This is a genomic window from Streptomyces sp. NPDC059743 (assembly GCF_042732975.1).
Classification (GTDB): domain Bacteria; phylum Actinomycetota; class Actinomycetes; order Streptomycetales; family Streptomycetaceae; genus Streptomyces.
The window spans coordinates 1-14609 of record NZ_JBHWGS010000027.1 but is presented as its reverse complement, the minus strand read 5'-3'; the positions used below and the strand labels follow the sequence as shown (position 1 = coordinate 14609).

The following is a 14609-nucleotide window of genomic DNA, read 5'->3' as shown; positions in this document are numbered from 1 at the left end:
GCTCCACGGGGACGAAAGCGCGCGGAAGAGGGAGGACGCGGAGGGGGGAGGACGCGGCTCGATGTCCGTGTGCGGTGGTACGACGACGGCACACGGTCAGGGGGTTACGGCACTCATCCGGGAAGGAAGCCGGGACACGGCCGGCAAGGAGAACGGCGCGGACGCCTGAAAAGGATCAGCAGCCGCGACAACACGCGGCGGACGCCACCCGCAGCAGGTCGATATGACCGCGCGTGGTGAGCAGAACTGATCGCAACATGGCGCCGAACGTAGCGAGAGTTTCCGGATCCGGTCAATGGTGTCTCGGCACGCGGACGAGCGATCCCGCAGGCCGGGCGGCAGGATGGGAGCATGTCCGACGCGTTCACCACCAGAATCCTGAACGTCACCACCGGCACCCATGAGGCCGTGACCGATCTGACTCATGCATGCGAGGAGTTCCTCCAGCAGACCGCGGCGGGCCGCGACGGCCTGCTCAATGTCTTCGTACCGCACGCCACCGCCGGGGTGGCCCTCATCGAGACCGGCGCCGGCAGCGACGACGACCTGCTCACCGCGCTCCGGTCCCTGCTCCCCGCCGACAACCGCTGGCACCACCGCCACGGCACCCCGGGCCACGGCCGGGACCACGTACTCCCGGCCCTGATCCCCCCACACGCCACGCTCCCGGTCATCGCCGGCCGACTGGCCCTGGGCACCTGGCAATCGGTCTGCCTGGTCGACACCAATAAAGACAATGTCAACCGTCAGGTTCGACTGAGCTTCCTGAGCTGAGCAAGATCGTCCTGGGTGTGGCCGTGATACTCCGTAACCGGACAGCCGCTGGGAAGCCGCCCTGGAACATGCCGTCCGCGAAGAGGGGATCCGGCGCGACGTCGCCCCTGACGTCCGCACCGGCACCCCACGACCCCGCCGCTTCGAACCCCTCACCGCCGACGTAGCCCGCCAGCTCCTCACCGCCGCGCAGGGTCACCGGCTGCACGCCCTGTACGAACTCGCTCTCCATTCCGGACTCCGCGAGGGCGAACTTCTCGCCCTGCACTGAGTAGACCTCGACGCTGGTACTGCTGCCATCCGCCGCACCCTTCAGCGCGTCACCGGGCTCACTGCGCTGCCCACGAAGACCCGGGCTTTCGAGCGCCGCATCGCCCTCCCCGCCCGCTGCGTCCAGTTGCTGAAGCTCCACCACGAACAGCAGCAGGGTGAGTGCAAGGCAGCAGGCACCACATGGCAGCACGGCGGGCATATGTTCACCACTACGCAGGGCGGACCGATCGACCCGACCAACCTCACCCGCGCCTTCACAACGCTCCTTCGCAAGGCCGGCCTCCGCCGCATCCGCTTCCACGACGTCCGCCACTCGACGGCCACCCTCCTCCTGGAACAGGGCGTCGAACTCGTCGTGATCAAGGAACTCCTCGGCCACGCCCTTGACCATCCTTGACACACGCACGGCAACGGCGGCGGACACCACTTGGTGTCCGCCGCCGTTGCCGTCATCTACTGCCGTCAAGCCGCAGAACGGCCCCTGTGGGCGACTCAGCCAGGGCGCGGGTGATCCGCGTCGGGTTCTTTGCCTCTTGGACTGGAGGAGATATAATCCGCCTCCCGCAGTGAATCCTTTATTACCGTCGGCGCCAAGGCGACAATTTCCACCGCGCGCGCATGATCTCTCGAGTGCGCGGGGCGGCGCAGCGCCCACCGCAAGACAGCTGCGACGTCAGGCAACCGCCAAAACTCCGCTAGTCCACCCGCACCTTCTTCATCGTCTCGCGCCAGTCGCCACGCGGTCAGCGCGATCGCCACATCAACGACAGAATTTGCCAGTTCAATGTCACGGGGACGGGAACTCAGACGGAGCCTGCCACCGCCGGCTTGCCCAAGGACCACACAAGTCAGCCGCTCACCTTTAGGCGGCCAGTAGACTCGCGGGGTGAAATCCTCGTCCGATATGGCGGACTCATCCACGTAGCCAGGAATGTTGCCCTCAATCGTATGAACCGTCAGGCCGTAGTGCTGGTGACTCGCGATTCGACATTCAATGAGCGAATAGTCTCGCACACTCGAAATATCCATCATTGCCCTCCAGGATTCCATGGAGCGCGCGGAAATGAATTGAACTTGTCGAACAAGTGCCTCGGGACGGCATATTCAACCGCCCCTTCGTTGAGAAAATCTTCCATCGGCTCGATGTCGTTCTCCCTCAACCATCGGGACGGAACAGTCACCCGGAATCCCTGACCGTGCGTGTCACGATGCTGAGATGCATAGTCTTCGACTCGCTGCCTGTTTCCAAAGTATGCAGACCCATCGAGCCCCTCGTCCAAATCAAGCGGATGATTCTCGGGAAGGACTCCGTTGTCGAGTTCGCTCGTGCCTCGATCTCTGGGCGATACACGATAGAGATCGACGGTATCGCAGTTGTGAACCAGGACCGGTGTGGCACCTGCCACCACATAGTACGTGTGGATGTCTGCGACGGTCAGGTTGTGGACCGTGGATTGCTGGGTCCAGCGGGTGATGGCGGTGATCTGGACGTATGTGCCGGCGCTGGTGCGGAGCCATTGGCCGGGGTGGGGTGGCCGTCGGTGGCTGTGACCGAGGCCGTTCGGTCGCCCTGCTTGCCGTCGGTGTCCAGCGTGACCTGGACCAGGTTCTTGGTGCCCTTGCCCTTGATCTCGGCGGTGACGGTCTCGGTCGTGGTTTTGCCCGATTCGGGGTCGGTCGCCACGACCTTGTCCCCGATGTCGACATCCTTGATGGCTTTGGTGGTGCCGTCGGCCATCAGGACTTTCGTTTCGGGGGTGAAGCTGTTGCAGCCGTCGTCGACCGCACCCGCCAGCCTCTCGGCCTTTTTGTCGAACTTCAGCCAGGACGAGAAGTTCTTGATGAGCTTGTCGACCAGGCCCGCTATGCGTTTGCCGAGTGCTACGGCTTTCTTCCACTTCCACGGCATGCCGTACTTCGCGGCGAGTTTCCCGAGGATGCCGCCGACGAAGCTGCTGGCGACATTGAGGAAGGTTGCCCCGCAGGCGCCGAGGCTGCCGGTGGTGAAGCAGTCCAGCGCGTCGGTGAGGCCCAGTTCGTCGGCGATGATGCCGGCGAGTTCCTTGGCCGCGGCCTGTGCCCGGATCTTCGCGGCGTCGGCCTTGGCCCGTGCCTGGTCGTACTTCTTCTTGGCCGGGGGCCGGTAGTCCCAGTCCCGGCCCTGGGTCGGGGCGACGGTGACGAAACGGAGCGGGTCCCCGGCGACCTGGCCCGTGCCGCCGATGGGGTAGCCGATGCCGCACAGGTCCGCGGGGCAGAGACCGGTCGGATCGGCGTACGTGACCGGGTTGTTGTTGCCGTACGCATAGCCGTTCATCTGCTGTGGGTCGGTCACGTCGATGACCGGGTCGGCCGAGATGAACCGGCCGTTCTCGGGCTCGTACTCGCGCGCGCCGAGGTGGGTGAACCCTGTCGACGTGTCAGCCGGCTTGCCGAGGAACCCCTTGTCGTCCACCCAGGGATCGGACGTACCCCGCTCGTTGCCGAACGGATCCATCCTGCGGCGCACCGTCGCGCCGGTCACGGCGTCGACGGCGACCGACATTGTTCCGTGCCGGTCACCGGCGAGGAACTTCACGCCCCCGGCGGTGCGCATCGCGACCGTCTGGCCCGCGAAGGAGTAGTAGCGGGTGGCCTCGACCTTCTTCGTGGCGGTGTCGAGACTCAGCTCCATACCTGGCAGATAGAGGGTTGTCCTTCCGGCCTCTTTGCGCAGCAGTCGTTCGCCGGCGGCGTCGTAGGCGAAGGAAGCCGTGACACCGCCGGTGGTCGAGGTGTTCAGACGCCCCTCGGCATTCCAGGTCATGTCCTGGGTCGTACCGTTCCGGACGCTCTGCAGCGCGTTTCCGGAAGGGTCGTAGGTGTAGGTGTCCTGCGCATGGACTGCCGGACTGCCGCCGCCCGCCGCGACGTCCCGCACCACTCTGCTCAGGGTGTGCGGACCGCCGTCATCGGCTTCACCCGGTGTGCCGTTCAGGTTGGCGTCACCGTAGGTGTAGGTGCGGACGGTCTCGGGACTGCCGGCGACGGCGTGCAGGGTCTGCTGCTTGCGGTTGCCGGCGGCGTCGTAGGCGAAGGAGTGCCAGTACGGGGCGGGTCCCCCGATGGCGGCCGGCGTCGGGTCGGCGGCGCAGGCGGTGTTCGTCCTGCCCGTGCCGACCGCTCCGTCGGAGGAGTTGGACGTCGCCCAGGCCGTGTCCAGTCTGCGCTGCCAGTCATAGGCGAAGCACTGGACATCCGCCTGGCCACCGGTCGGTACATCCGCGATGGTGGTGACGTTGCCGGACTCGTCATAGGTGTAGCGGGCTTCGGACGTGACCTCGGCGACACTCTCGACTTCGACCCGCGACTGGGTGAGCCGCTCCGTACCGCGCTCGTACTCGTACGACAGCGTCGTCTCTCTGGAGCCGGGCGCCCCCGTGGACAGTTCGAGCTGCTGGAGTTGCGATGTCGGTGAGTAGGCCGCCTTGCTGACGTAGCTGCCCAGAGTCCCGCCGAGCGTGGTCCTGAGAGCCGTCGGTCGCTGCAGTTCGTCGTAGGTGTAGACGAGTGTCTCGGCCGGCAGTCCTCCCGCCGCCGGCATGCTCATGGACTGGACGGTTCCGTCCTGGTTGTACTCGGTGCCGAAGTCGTAGGACCCCTTGAGCGCTGCGTCCTCGGTTCCCACGACGTTGACCCGGGTGAGGGTCGGCTGGTACATCTCGTCAAGCTGAACGTTGAGGGTCGACGACTGTACGACCCCGTTGGCATACCGGTAGGTCCCGTACGGCTCGCCCTTGGCGATGGTGTCGTACGTGGAGACCGTCAGTCTCGTCCCCGTGTCCGGTTCGCCCTCCCAAGTGGAGACGGGGCGGCCGATCGCGTCGTACTTGGTCGATATCTTCTTGCGCCGCGCATCGGTGACGGAGGTCGGCCGGTCCAGCTCGTCATAGCCGTAGTCGGTTCTGCCGGTGTCGGGGTCCTCGCTCCATATTTTGCGTCCACGCTGGTCGTAGCCGGTGGTCCAGACGTTGCCCGCCGCGTCCTCGACGGTCTTGAGCTGGTCCGCCGGTGTGTAGGTGTAGTGCGTGTTCTCGTAGTCGGCGGGGGTGCCGGCCGGCAGGGGCTTGTCGCCCTTGTAGCGGCGGACGTCCGTGGTCAGGCCCCGGCCGTTGGTGATGGTGGTGGTCGGAGGAGTACCGACGGGCGGGTCGATGTGAACCCGGTCGCCCCCGTAGGTATACGTCGTGCGCCATTTCTCCTCACCGGCACTGCGGAAGATCTCCGCGGTCGTACGGCCCGCCCCGTAGTACTCGGTGAGGGTCTGACCGTTCACCCCCTTGTCGACCGCGCCGAAGACCTGGTCCTTCGGGGCCTCGGTGGTGAAGTAGTCGGCGTTGGCCTTGACGATATTGCCCAGTCTGTCGTAGAAGGTGTCAGCGATGATGCGGCCACCGTCGGGGCCTTCGGTCTGCTGCTGGCGAGGGCGGAGCATTCCGTCGTACAGGGCGTATTCGACGCCGTACCGTTCGGTCCCGTCCTTCTGCCTCTCGAGCTTCTCCGTCTTGACGGCTACCGGCCCGCCCGTCTTCCGCACCACATACGTGTATTTGACAGAAGGCGGGAAGTCGTCGGCCTTGGGCCGGTCGGGCAGCCATACAGAGGTGAGACGGCCCAGGGCGTCATAACCGAGGTCGGTACGTTTGTCGTTCATGTCGACCTGTGCGGCCGGGGAGCCCCATGAGCGGTCGTACTCGGTGGATGTCTTCCAGCCGAGCGGGTTGGTCTCGGTCTTCTTGGTGGTGAGGCCGTCCGTCTCGGCATAGGCGATCGTTGTGGACTTGCCGGCCGCGTCGGTCACCTTCAAGGGCCTGCCGAAGGCGTCGAAGTCGGCCACCGCCGACGAGGTGAGGGTTTCGTAGGTGGCCTGGGTGCCGTCGTGGGACGCGAGGCGCTGGACCTTGGTGGTGTCGCCCTTCACGGGGGCCGCGCCCACTCCGAGACCGTCGTAGTACGTCAGATCGTCGGAGATGACCTGGGTCCTGCGGTCGGGTGCCGTGCCACAGGCGACGGCCACCTGCTCCACCCGGGAGACGAAGGAGAGCATGTGCTTCGCCGTGTTGTCCGCGTACTGGGTCCGGACACAACGGTTGTCCGAGGGATCACCGGTGGCGTCGAAGTCGTCGACCTCGGTCGCCCGACCGGTCGCCGCGTCGTAGCGCGTGGTGGACTTGGTCTCCTGCCAGCCGCCGCTTTCCAGCGCGGTGTACGACGTGGTCGTCTCGGGGCGCACGAAGTACGCGCGGTCGGTGCCCCAACTGTTGACCCGCGTCGCCGTCGTGCGGGACCAGGTGGTGTTGATGCTCTTGGAGACGATCTTGTCAGCGGTGAATGCGCCGTTGTAGGTCGCCGTCTCCAGCTCCTGGCCGGAGAGCTCGTTGCTGTCGGCGTGCTCGGTGCCCGTGGAGTCGGTCACCTGGCCGCCGAGCCCGCGCAGGAAGGTGTGCTCGGTGCGGGTGTTGGCGGGGCTGACCGTATCGCCGGAGTTGGTGACGCGCACCTTGCCGTAGCCGCGCCAGTCGCTGCGCGTACGGTACTTGTCGTCCGTGATGCCGTCGGGCTCGGTCATCTTCCAGCCGGCGTCGCCCAGATACTCGTACTCGCTGACCATGTCCGGTGCGCCACCGGTCAGGTCAGTCTGTACCACGCGCTCGACCAGGTATTTGTGGAACCAGTCGGTCACCGGCTCCGGCTCGCCTGGCGGATTCCACTTGACGGGATAGCAGGCCTTGGCTGAAGCGTCGGCAGGCGGCAGAGCACCAGGGCGGCATTCGGTGTCGCGGTAGATGATGTCCAACTGGCCGCCGGTGTCGTTGTCGACGCCGGAGAGCCGGAAGCGGTTCATCGGTTGGATGTTGTCGCCGGCGGTGTCGATACGGTTGGGCAGTTGCTCGCCGAGCAGTTCGACGGACGGCATGTCGACGGGGCTGGTGCCCGCATGGCCGGTGTGCTTGATCTCGTTGAGCCAGAGCGACTTCGAGCTGTCGCCGTTGTCCGTGAAGAAGTGCTTGAGAGTCCAGGAGTCGACGTCCGAGTAGCCGGTACCGCTGCGGATCTGCGTCGTGACCTCGCTGAGCTTTTTCCTGGTCCAGAACGTCGGTGAGTTCTGTCCCACGCACTTGGTGTCCGCTTTGCAATCACGGTCCCAGGGGACGTCTGGCCACCGGTTCGCCGTGGCGTCCGTCAGATCGCCGGGCTCGCAGTCCGCCGCCGCGTCGAGGCACCGCTCATCGGTCGTGAAGACCATACGTGCGGGGGCGGGGGAGTCGTACAGCTTTCCGTCGCGCTGGCCGTAGTCGATCCGCTTCAGATAGCCGCCGCGGGTGTACGGCTTGCCGTTCTCCCCGGTCTTGAGGCCCTGCGTGTAGTGATTGGTCTCCTTGCCGTAGTAGTACGACATGGCGTTGCCGTGCGGGTCGACCACATAGTCCAGGTTCCAGCGCCACGCCTGGAGGCAGTGCGCGTCAAGGTCGTCGACGTCCACGGCAACGCGATGGTGGTGAACTGGAAGCAGGGCACCAACTACTACTCGGTCAATGAGAAGCGCAAGTCGCCGGAGCGCTACGACCGTGCCGCCTACCCCGTCTCCATCGAGTACGGGATGCGTACCTCTGATCTGACGAAGCCTTCGGCCACGGTCGAGTTCGGTGTCAAGCAGCGCTGCCTGAAGGAAGGCACCGCCTGCGACGCGGCGAACTTCGACAAGACCGACGACCCCGGCGCCTACCGCCCGTGGTGGGACACTCCTGGCAACCTCAACTGCAAGTCCACGTCCAAGCTGTGCCCCGCCTTTCCGTCCTTCTGGACCCGGTTGCGCCTTGACACGGTGACGACGAAGGCTGCCCGTCCCGGCTACACCGGCTTGGGCAAGGTCGACACATACACGCTTTACCAGTCCTTCCCCGCCGACTGGTACGACACCTCTCCGGGGCTGTGGCTGAACTCCCTGACCCGTACCGGGTTCGCACCCGGCGACACCACCGGAACCGTGCAGTCAAAGGACGGCGTCAGTTTTGCTCAGTACACGGTTGGCTCGTCCTCGCCGCTGAAGGCACGGCTGATGGACCGTCAGCTTCCCAACTTGGTGCCCACCGGACCAGGTGACAGGAATCCCGGCTTCACCCGCCCGCGTATCGGTACGGTCGCCACCGAGAACGGCGGCGACATCGAAGTCGAGTACACCGGTGGTTGCTCCGCCGAACCCGCCACCGACAAGGGCAAGGGAAACGGCACCTGCTATCCGGTGCGCTGGTCGCCGGACGGTGAGGAGAAGGTCCCGGCCAAGGCGTGGTTCAACAAGTACGTCGCCGCCTCGGTCACCGAGACCGACAAGGTCACCACGCACGGCAAGCCCATCGTGACCGCGTACACGTACACTTCCCCGGCCTGGGACAAGGCCGACGACGAGTTCGCCCGGCCGTCCCTGCGTACCTACAGCGTGTGGCGCGGCTACCGCCAGGTGGCGACCACCAAGGGCAGCAAGTCCACCTCCCAGCAGGGCGACCCCGAGTCGCAGTCGTACTCGGTCTCCCGCTATTTCCAGGGCACGGGCGGCGCGGTCAAGGACTCCAAGGACGCGGTGGAGCTGGTCGCCGACGACGCTCCACAGTTCGCCGGGATGGCCGCCGAGACCCTTAGCTATGAACACTCCGAGGGCAAGCTCCTCCAGCGCGCTCTCGTCTTCCCCAAGTCCAAGGAGACCGCCTCCCGCACCCGTGAGGCCGAGGACGGCACCGATCTCGACCCGTTGGTCGCCCATCGCACCTGGGTGGCGCGCACCGACGCCATCAAGACCCTCGATACCGGCTGGCAGGCGATACGGACCGAGACCACTGTCGACGACACTTACGGGCTGCCCACACAGGTCCAGATGTCGGTCGTCAAACCCGAGGGCACCGGTGAGGCCCTGAGCAACCAGGTCTGCATGCGGACCAGTTACGTCCACAACACCGCCGACTGGATCATCGGCAAGGCGAAGGACACCCGCTCCACCGCGACTCCCTGTTCCGGCTTCACCACCGCGGACCCCGCGACCCAACTGCTCAGCTCGGTCCAGACCTCGTACGACTACCAGGCCTGGGGAGCCGCTCCGACGAAGGGCCTGCCGACCTCGGTGGCGGAGATCAACGGTGAGGGCACGTCCCACTCCGTGGTCACCACGACGACGTACGACTCACTGGGCCGGGTCCGGAAGGTCACCGCGCCTCTCACCGGCACCAGTGAGACGGTGTACACCCCTGACACCGGTGGTCCGGTGACGTCCGTCGAGACGATCAACGCCCTGGGGCACTCGTCCACCACGGCTTACGACCCGGGCCGTGCGCTGCCACTGACCGTCTCCGACCCCAACGGCCGGGTCACCCGCAGCGAGTACGACGCGCTCGGCCGTCTCGTCAAGGGCTGGTCCGCATCGCGTTCCTCCGGTGGCAAGGCCCCGGACGTCGAGATCTCCTATCAGACGGCCGTCGCGACGGCCAAGGAGACCAAGCCGGCCGCCGTCACCGTCAAAACCCTCAAGGACGACGGCGGTTACAGCAGCCAGGTCACGATCTACGACGGCCTGGCGCGTGAGGTGCAGACCCAGACGGAGGCCCATGGAGCGGGCCGGATCATCACCGACACCAAGTACGACGACCACGGTCTGGTGTGGGAGAAGACCGGTGGCTATCTCGCCAAGGGGGACCCGGCCGCCAAGCCGTTCGCCCGTATCTCCGAGACGTTGGTGCCGAGCAAGATCAAGACACGCTACGACGGGCTGGAACGCGTCGTGCGCACGTCCGAGTATCACGGCGGCGAGTATCAGTACGCCTCGTACACCACCTACGGCGACACCTACGTCTACAACGATCCCGCCGGCGCGACCGCTCCCTCCACACTCACAGAGACCGACGCCATGGGCCGCGTCAGCTCGATCAAGCACTACACCACCAGCGTCGGCGCAAGCTCGGGTCGGACGACGAGCTACCAGTACGACGCGCGCGGCAACCGCACCAAGGTCACCGATCCGGCAGGCAACGCCTGGAGCTACACCTACGACGTCCGTGGCCGGCTGACGAAGTCCATCGACCCGGACACCGGCACATCCCACTTCGACTACGACGACGCCGACCGCCGGATCAGGTCCGAGGACGCGCTCGGCAAGTCGGTCCACACCAAGTACGACGAGCTGGACCGCGTCACAGCCATCCGCGAGGGCTCGGCCACGGCCAGTCCGGTCAAGGAGTTCACCTACGACACCCTGCCCGGCGCGGTCGGCCTGCCGGTCTCCTCGATCCGCCATGACTCCGGCGGCGACTACATCAACCGGATCACCGGTTACGACACCGACTACCAGGTCACCGGGCGCGAGACGGTCGTCCCCGCCAACGGAATGACCGCCGGCCTGTCGGGCACGTACGCCTACTCGTACGCGTATACGCCCACCGGAAACCCGCTGTCGGTCACTCTCCCGGCCAAGGGCGGTCTGGCGGCCGAGAAGGTCGTCACCCGCTACGACTCCGACGGTCTGGCGGAGTCCACCTCGGGCCTCGACTGGTACACCTCCGACGTCACCTTCTCGCCCTACGGCGAACCCCTGCGCATCGTCAGCGGACCGCAGCCCTCACGGGTGTGGACGACCAACTTCGTCGACCAGCACACCGGGCGCCTCCAGCGTACGGTCGCGGACGGGGAGAGTGTCAGCGGCGCCCGGATATCCGACAGTTACTACTCCTACGACGCCTCGGGCACCATTACCTCCAACGCCCGCAAGCTCACCGACGCCACCGGTTCCACCTGGGACAACCAGTGCTACACCTACGACGCACTCGGTGAACTGGTCCACGCCTGGACCTCCAACATCACCCCCAACGGCTCCGGAACCGGCTGCCGCTCCTCGGGCGGCACCAACTGGGGCTACCAGGAGGACGGCTCGGTCTCCGGCGGGCCGGTCACCGACGCCCCGGACACGGCCGACGACACCACCAGCCCGGACGCGGGACTGACGGCCTCCCTGGCCGCCGCGGCTCCCGCCACCGGCACGGTGTCCACCGGGACCACCGCCTACCGCCAGTCGTTCACCTTCGACTGGCTCGGCAACCGCGCCACCCTCACCGAGCACGACACCGCCGACGCCGCCAAGAACGTCACCTACAGGTACGGCTACGGCCGCACCGCGCCGCCCGCCGGCCAGCCACACACCCTGTCCTGGATCAGCTCGACCCCCTCGGGCAAAGGCAGCAGCTACACCAACAACGCGGTCGGCAACACAGAAGTCCGCGACCTCGCCGCCACCACCCAGCAGTTGGACTGGACGGCCGAGAACAAGCTCTCCACGATCACCGACGACGGTGTCAAGACGAGCTACGTCTACGACGCCGACGGCAACCGAATCCTGGAGAACTCGCCCACCGGCTCCACCCTGTATCTCGGCGAGACCGAGCTGACCACCGACAGCACCGGCAAGATCACTCACGCCTCCCGCGCATACGCCCACCCGGGCGCTCCCACGGTCGTCCGTACCACCACCAACGGCGCGACCACCGGACACAAACTCAACGTCCTGATTACCGACCACCTCGGCACCGCCAACACCACCGTCGAACTGAGCACCACCCAGACGGTCACCCGACGGTCCTTCAAACCGTACGGAGAGGCCCGCGGCCCCAAGCCCTCCACCTGGCCCAACAAACGCAGCTACCTCGGCGTCGGCATCGACGATGCCGCCACGGGCCTGACCCATATCGGCGCCCGTGAGTACGACCAGGCCGCAGGCCGCTTCCTCACCGCGGACCCGGTCATCGACATCGCCGACCCGCTCCAGATGAACGGGTACGCGTACAGCAACAACAGCCCCGTCAGCAACAGCGACCCGACCGGCCTGTGCCCGAAGGACATCTGCGACGGCTACGGCCAGTTCAACAGCAGCCCGCCCTCGTCCGCGCCCGCGCCGGCCTCCTCGGGCAGCTCGACCACGGTCACCTACACCACCACCAAGACCGTCACGGTGACCAAGCCCGCCCCCTGCGACTGGATGTGCAGGGTCAAGGGCTTCGCACGGGAACACGTCACCGTCATCACCATCGTCACCGAGGTCGTCGTCGGTGTCGGGTGCGGAATCGGGGCAGCCGCCGCAGGCGCGGCCACCGCGGGAGTCGGCGCCGTAGCCGTCGGAACAGCATGCGGGGCCGTCTCCAGCGCGGCGGCCGGCATTGTCGGCAACGCCATCGACCCCAAAGCCGACCACAGCCTCGGCGGCTACATGTCCGCCGCAGGCAAGGGAGCCGCAGTCGGAGCTGTCAGCGGGCTCGTCGGCGCGGGCGTGGGCAAACTCGCCAGCAAGGCCGTCGGCAAGCTCGCCAAAACCGCCGGCGGCCAGGCGATTACCAAGGGCCTCAAAGCCGCAGGTTCGAAACTCCTCGGCAAGGGCGGTCCGGCGTGCTTCCTTGCCGGCACGCCGGTTCTCCTCGCCGACGGCACCTCGAAGAACATCGAGGACATCGAGGTCGGCGACAAGGTCCTCGCCACCAACCCGGCGACCGGCGAGACAAGTGCCCAGCCCGTCACCGAACTCCTCCCCTCCGAGGGCGAGAAGAAGCTCAACGAGCTCACGATCACGACGGCCAACGGCAACAAGAAGATCACAGCCACGGCCGAGCACCCCTTCTGGGTCCCCAAGCAAAACGCCTGGGTCAACGCCGCCGGCCTCAAGCCCGGCACGACCCTCAGCACCCCCGACGGCACCACCGCCAAGATCGCCGCCAACCGCGCCTACACGGACCACGTCCGCACCTACAACTTCAGCGTCGCCAAACTCCACACGTACTATGTGCTGGCAGGCAATACGCCGGTCCTGGTCCATAACACATGCACGAATCCGGTAGGGCTCCTTGGGGTTTCAGGTCGGGCAAGCTATTCTCGCCTGCAGGCTGCAGTGGGTCGTGCAGCTAGTCGGAGTGCTGCGGACGTTCGGGCTTCGCTCAGTCCGGAACAGATTGCTGCTGGCCAGCAGAAGCCTTTTCTGCAGCGAATGTTCTACGGTACGTCAATCGAAAATGCTGTTGCAGAAGATCCGGCGATCCTTGCCGATGGCAATATCGCCCATCTTGGGTCATCGCTGCCAGGCCAAGCAGTTCCTGACTTTAATATAACGGCCAATGGGCGTACTTTTGGTGTCGATATCACTGGGCCAAGCGCAACGGCCTGGGCGGAGCATATGGCTCGCTCATACATAACTAGCCCGTATCAGATAATGACGTATGAAAGCCCGTCGGCCGAGCTTCTGGCGGAGATCTTCGGGTAAGCTGGCTTAATCTGCAAGGAGGCGACCGGTGGTGGCGGTACACATTGAAGGCCAGACAGTCCGAGGTGCCAAGGTCATCGGGTCGGACAGGAGGTACGAAGGTGTTCGACTGGTCAAGTGCACCCTGAGCGCTTGCAGTTTGGCGCAGTTTGATGATCCCGAGTTCAGCCTTGTTGTCAGGGACTCATCCATGCAAGGGTGTCGAGTCGACCGTTGTTCGGTCCAAGGGGTCTTCTTTGATGGTGTGACGATTGATGGGCTTGCGGCAAAGCAGCTGCATCGTCTCTACGGATGTGTCTTCCGTCGGGTGGTTCTTCGAGGAAAAATCGGACCGATTATGGCGATGGGGCCGCACACTGGCCTTGCGGGGCGCGAGCATTATATCGCAGGGATGATTGAAAAGTATCGGGACATAGAATGGGCCCTCGATATCTCGGAGGCTGTATTTTCTGATGCTGACTTCTATTACGTGCCGGGTCATTTGATTCGCCGTGACCCTGAGACGCAAGTTCTCCTGAGTCGCGAAAAGGTCAAGAATGTGCCACGTGAAGATTTCCCTCTCTATGCTGGAATTTGGGCAAGTAGGTTTGATGAGACTCCATTTGACACCCTGGTTGGTGTTGCCCCGAAGGCCTCCAGTAATTTCTCGAATTATATGAGCGATATTGAATGGCTGCGTAGTCGAAACTTGGTTGAATAGCTTACATGTGGAGGAATCGTGATAATTCTTCCGCGGCACCTGCTGCGTCTGGCGGATAGTGCTGCTTAAAGTGCCGGATTGTCACCGCCGTCGGAATCGGCGGTGTCGTCCCGTCGAGCGACGGAGGATGTTGCCAAGGCGTCAATTCTCTGATGCCGTTGCACTTGTCTGTGCCGACTTTCATTAGAAGGTCTCTGGAGTGCGCAACCGGAGCTTCGAACAAGGACGTTGCCGCCCGGCTGGGCGTCGAGGCACACACGGTGAGCAGGTGGCGGGCCCGCTTCGTGCGGGACCGGCTGGAGGGCCTGACCGACCGTCCTCGTCCGGGCGGTCCCCGGAAGATCACCGGCGCGCAGGTGGAAGAAGTGGTCGTCAGGACATGGGAGACCACGCCGAATGACGCCACGCACTGGTTGACGCGGTCGATGGCCAAGGAGGCGAGCCTCTCCTAGGGCGGGTATTGAGTCGTGATCAACCTGCGGTTCGCGTGAGGTCCTTGATCCAGATCGTGGAGGCGCGGAGGTGCAGGCCTGCGAGGTAGCT

General features: G+C 65.3%; 7 protein-coding genes and 1 pseudogene. 5 read left to right on the top strand and 3 right to left on the bottom strand.

The window, feature by feature from the left end:
* Positions 1–175 precede the first annotated feature (175 nt).
* Positions 176–259: a putative leader peptide gene (locus ACFV6H_RS35180; RefSeq protein ID WP_315986669.1), complete on the bottom strand. Its 84-nt coding sequence runs from the start codon at positions 257–259 to the stop codon at positions 176–178.
* Between the two features lie 92 nt (positions 260–351).
* On the opposite strand from ACFV6H_RS35180, the gene ACFV6H_RS35175 reads away from it, so the two are divergent.
* Together ACFV6H_RS35175 and xerC are read left to right on the top strand one after the other, a co-directional pair.
* Positions 352–774: a YjbQ family protein gene (locus ACFV6H_RS35175; protein ID WP_385550618.1), complete on the top strand. Its 423-nt coding sequence runs from the start codon at positions 352–354 to the stop codon at positions 772–774.
* A gap of 52 nt (positions 775–826) precedes the next feature.
* Positions 827–1429: pseudogene (xerC, locus tag ACFV6H_RS35170) on the top strand (tyrosine recombinase XerC); the annotation flags it as partial.
* Positions 1430–1539: 110 nt separating this feature from the next.
* Here xerC and ACFV6H_RS35165 read toward each other — a convergent pair.
* On the bottom strand, positions 1540–2076 hold the full coding sequence (locus ACFV6H_RS35165) for a hypothetical protein (protein ID WP_385550616.1): 537 nt from the start codon (positions 2074–2076) through the stop codon (positions 1540–1542).
* A gap of 406 nt (positions 2077–2482) precedes the next feature.
* Positions 2483–7570, bottom strand: a complete 5088-nt coding sequence (locus ACFV6H_RS35160) for an RHS repeat-associated core domain-containing protein (RefSeq protein WP_385550614.1) — start codon at positions 7568–7570, stop codon at positions 2483–2485.
* Between ACFV6H_RS35160 and ACFV6H_RS35155 the strand changes: the two genes are divergently transcribed.
* The 3 genes from ACFV6H_RS35155 to ACFV6H_RS35145 all read left to right on the top strand — a co-directional run bounded on the left by ACFV6H_RS35155 (position 7544) and on the right by ACFV6H_RS35145 (position 14518).
* Complete coding sequence (locus ACFV6H_RS35155; RefSeq protein WP_385550612.1) at positions 7544–13366, top strand: polymorphic toxin-type HINT domain-containing protein; 5823 nt, start codon at positions 7544–7546, stop codon at positions 13364–13366. The two genes, ACFV6H_RS35160 and ACFV6H_RS35155, sit on opposite strands and share 27 nt — an antisense overlap.
* A 31-nt stretch (positions 13367–13397) precedes the next feature.
* Positions 13398–14066: a hypothetical protein gene (locus ACFV6H_RS35150; RefSeq protein ID WP_385550610.1), complete on the top strand. Its 669-nt coding sequence runs from the start codon at positions 13398–13400 to the stop codon at positions 14064–14066.
* A 152-nt stretch (positions 14067–14218) separates the two neighbouring features.
* On the top strand, positions 14219–14518 hold the full coding sequence (locus ACFV6H_RS35145) for a helix-turn-helix domain-containing protein (protein WP_384987298.1): 300 nt from the start codon (positions 14219–14221) through the stop codon (positions 14516–14518).
* Positions 14519–14609 lie beyond the last annotated feature (91 nt).

Bases quoted from the DNA above. Each gene is read 5' to 3' on its own strand.
- ACFV6H_RS35180 (WP_315986669.1), bottom strand. From the start codon at position 259: ATGTTGCGATCAGTTCTGCTCACCACGCGCGGTCATATCGACCTGCTG.
- ACFV6H_RS35175 (WP_385550618.1), top strand. From the start codon at position 352: ATGTCCGACGCGTTCACCACCAGAATCCTGAACGTCACCACCGGCACC.
- ACFV6H_RS35165 (WP_385550616.1), bottom strand. From the start codon at position 2,076: ATGGATATTTCGAGTGTGCGAGACTATTCGCTCATTGAATGTCGAATC.
- ACFV6H_RS35145 (WP_384987298.1), top strand. From the start codon at position 14,219: ATGCCGTTGCACTTGTCTGTGCCGACTTTCATTAGAAGGTCTCTGGAG.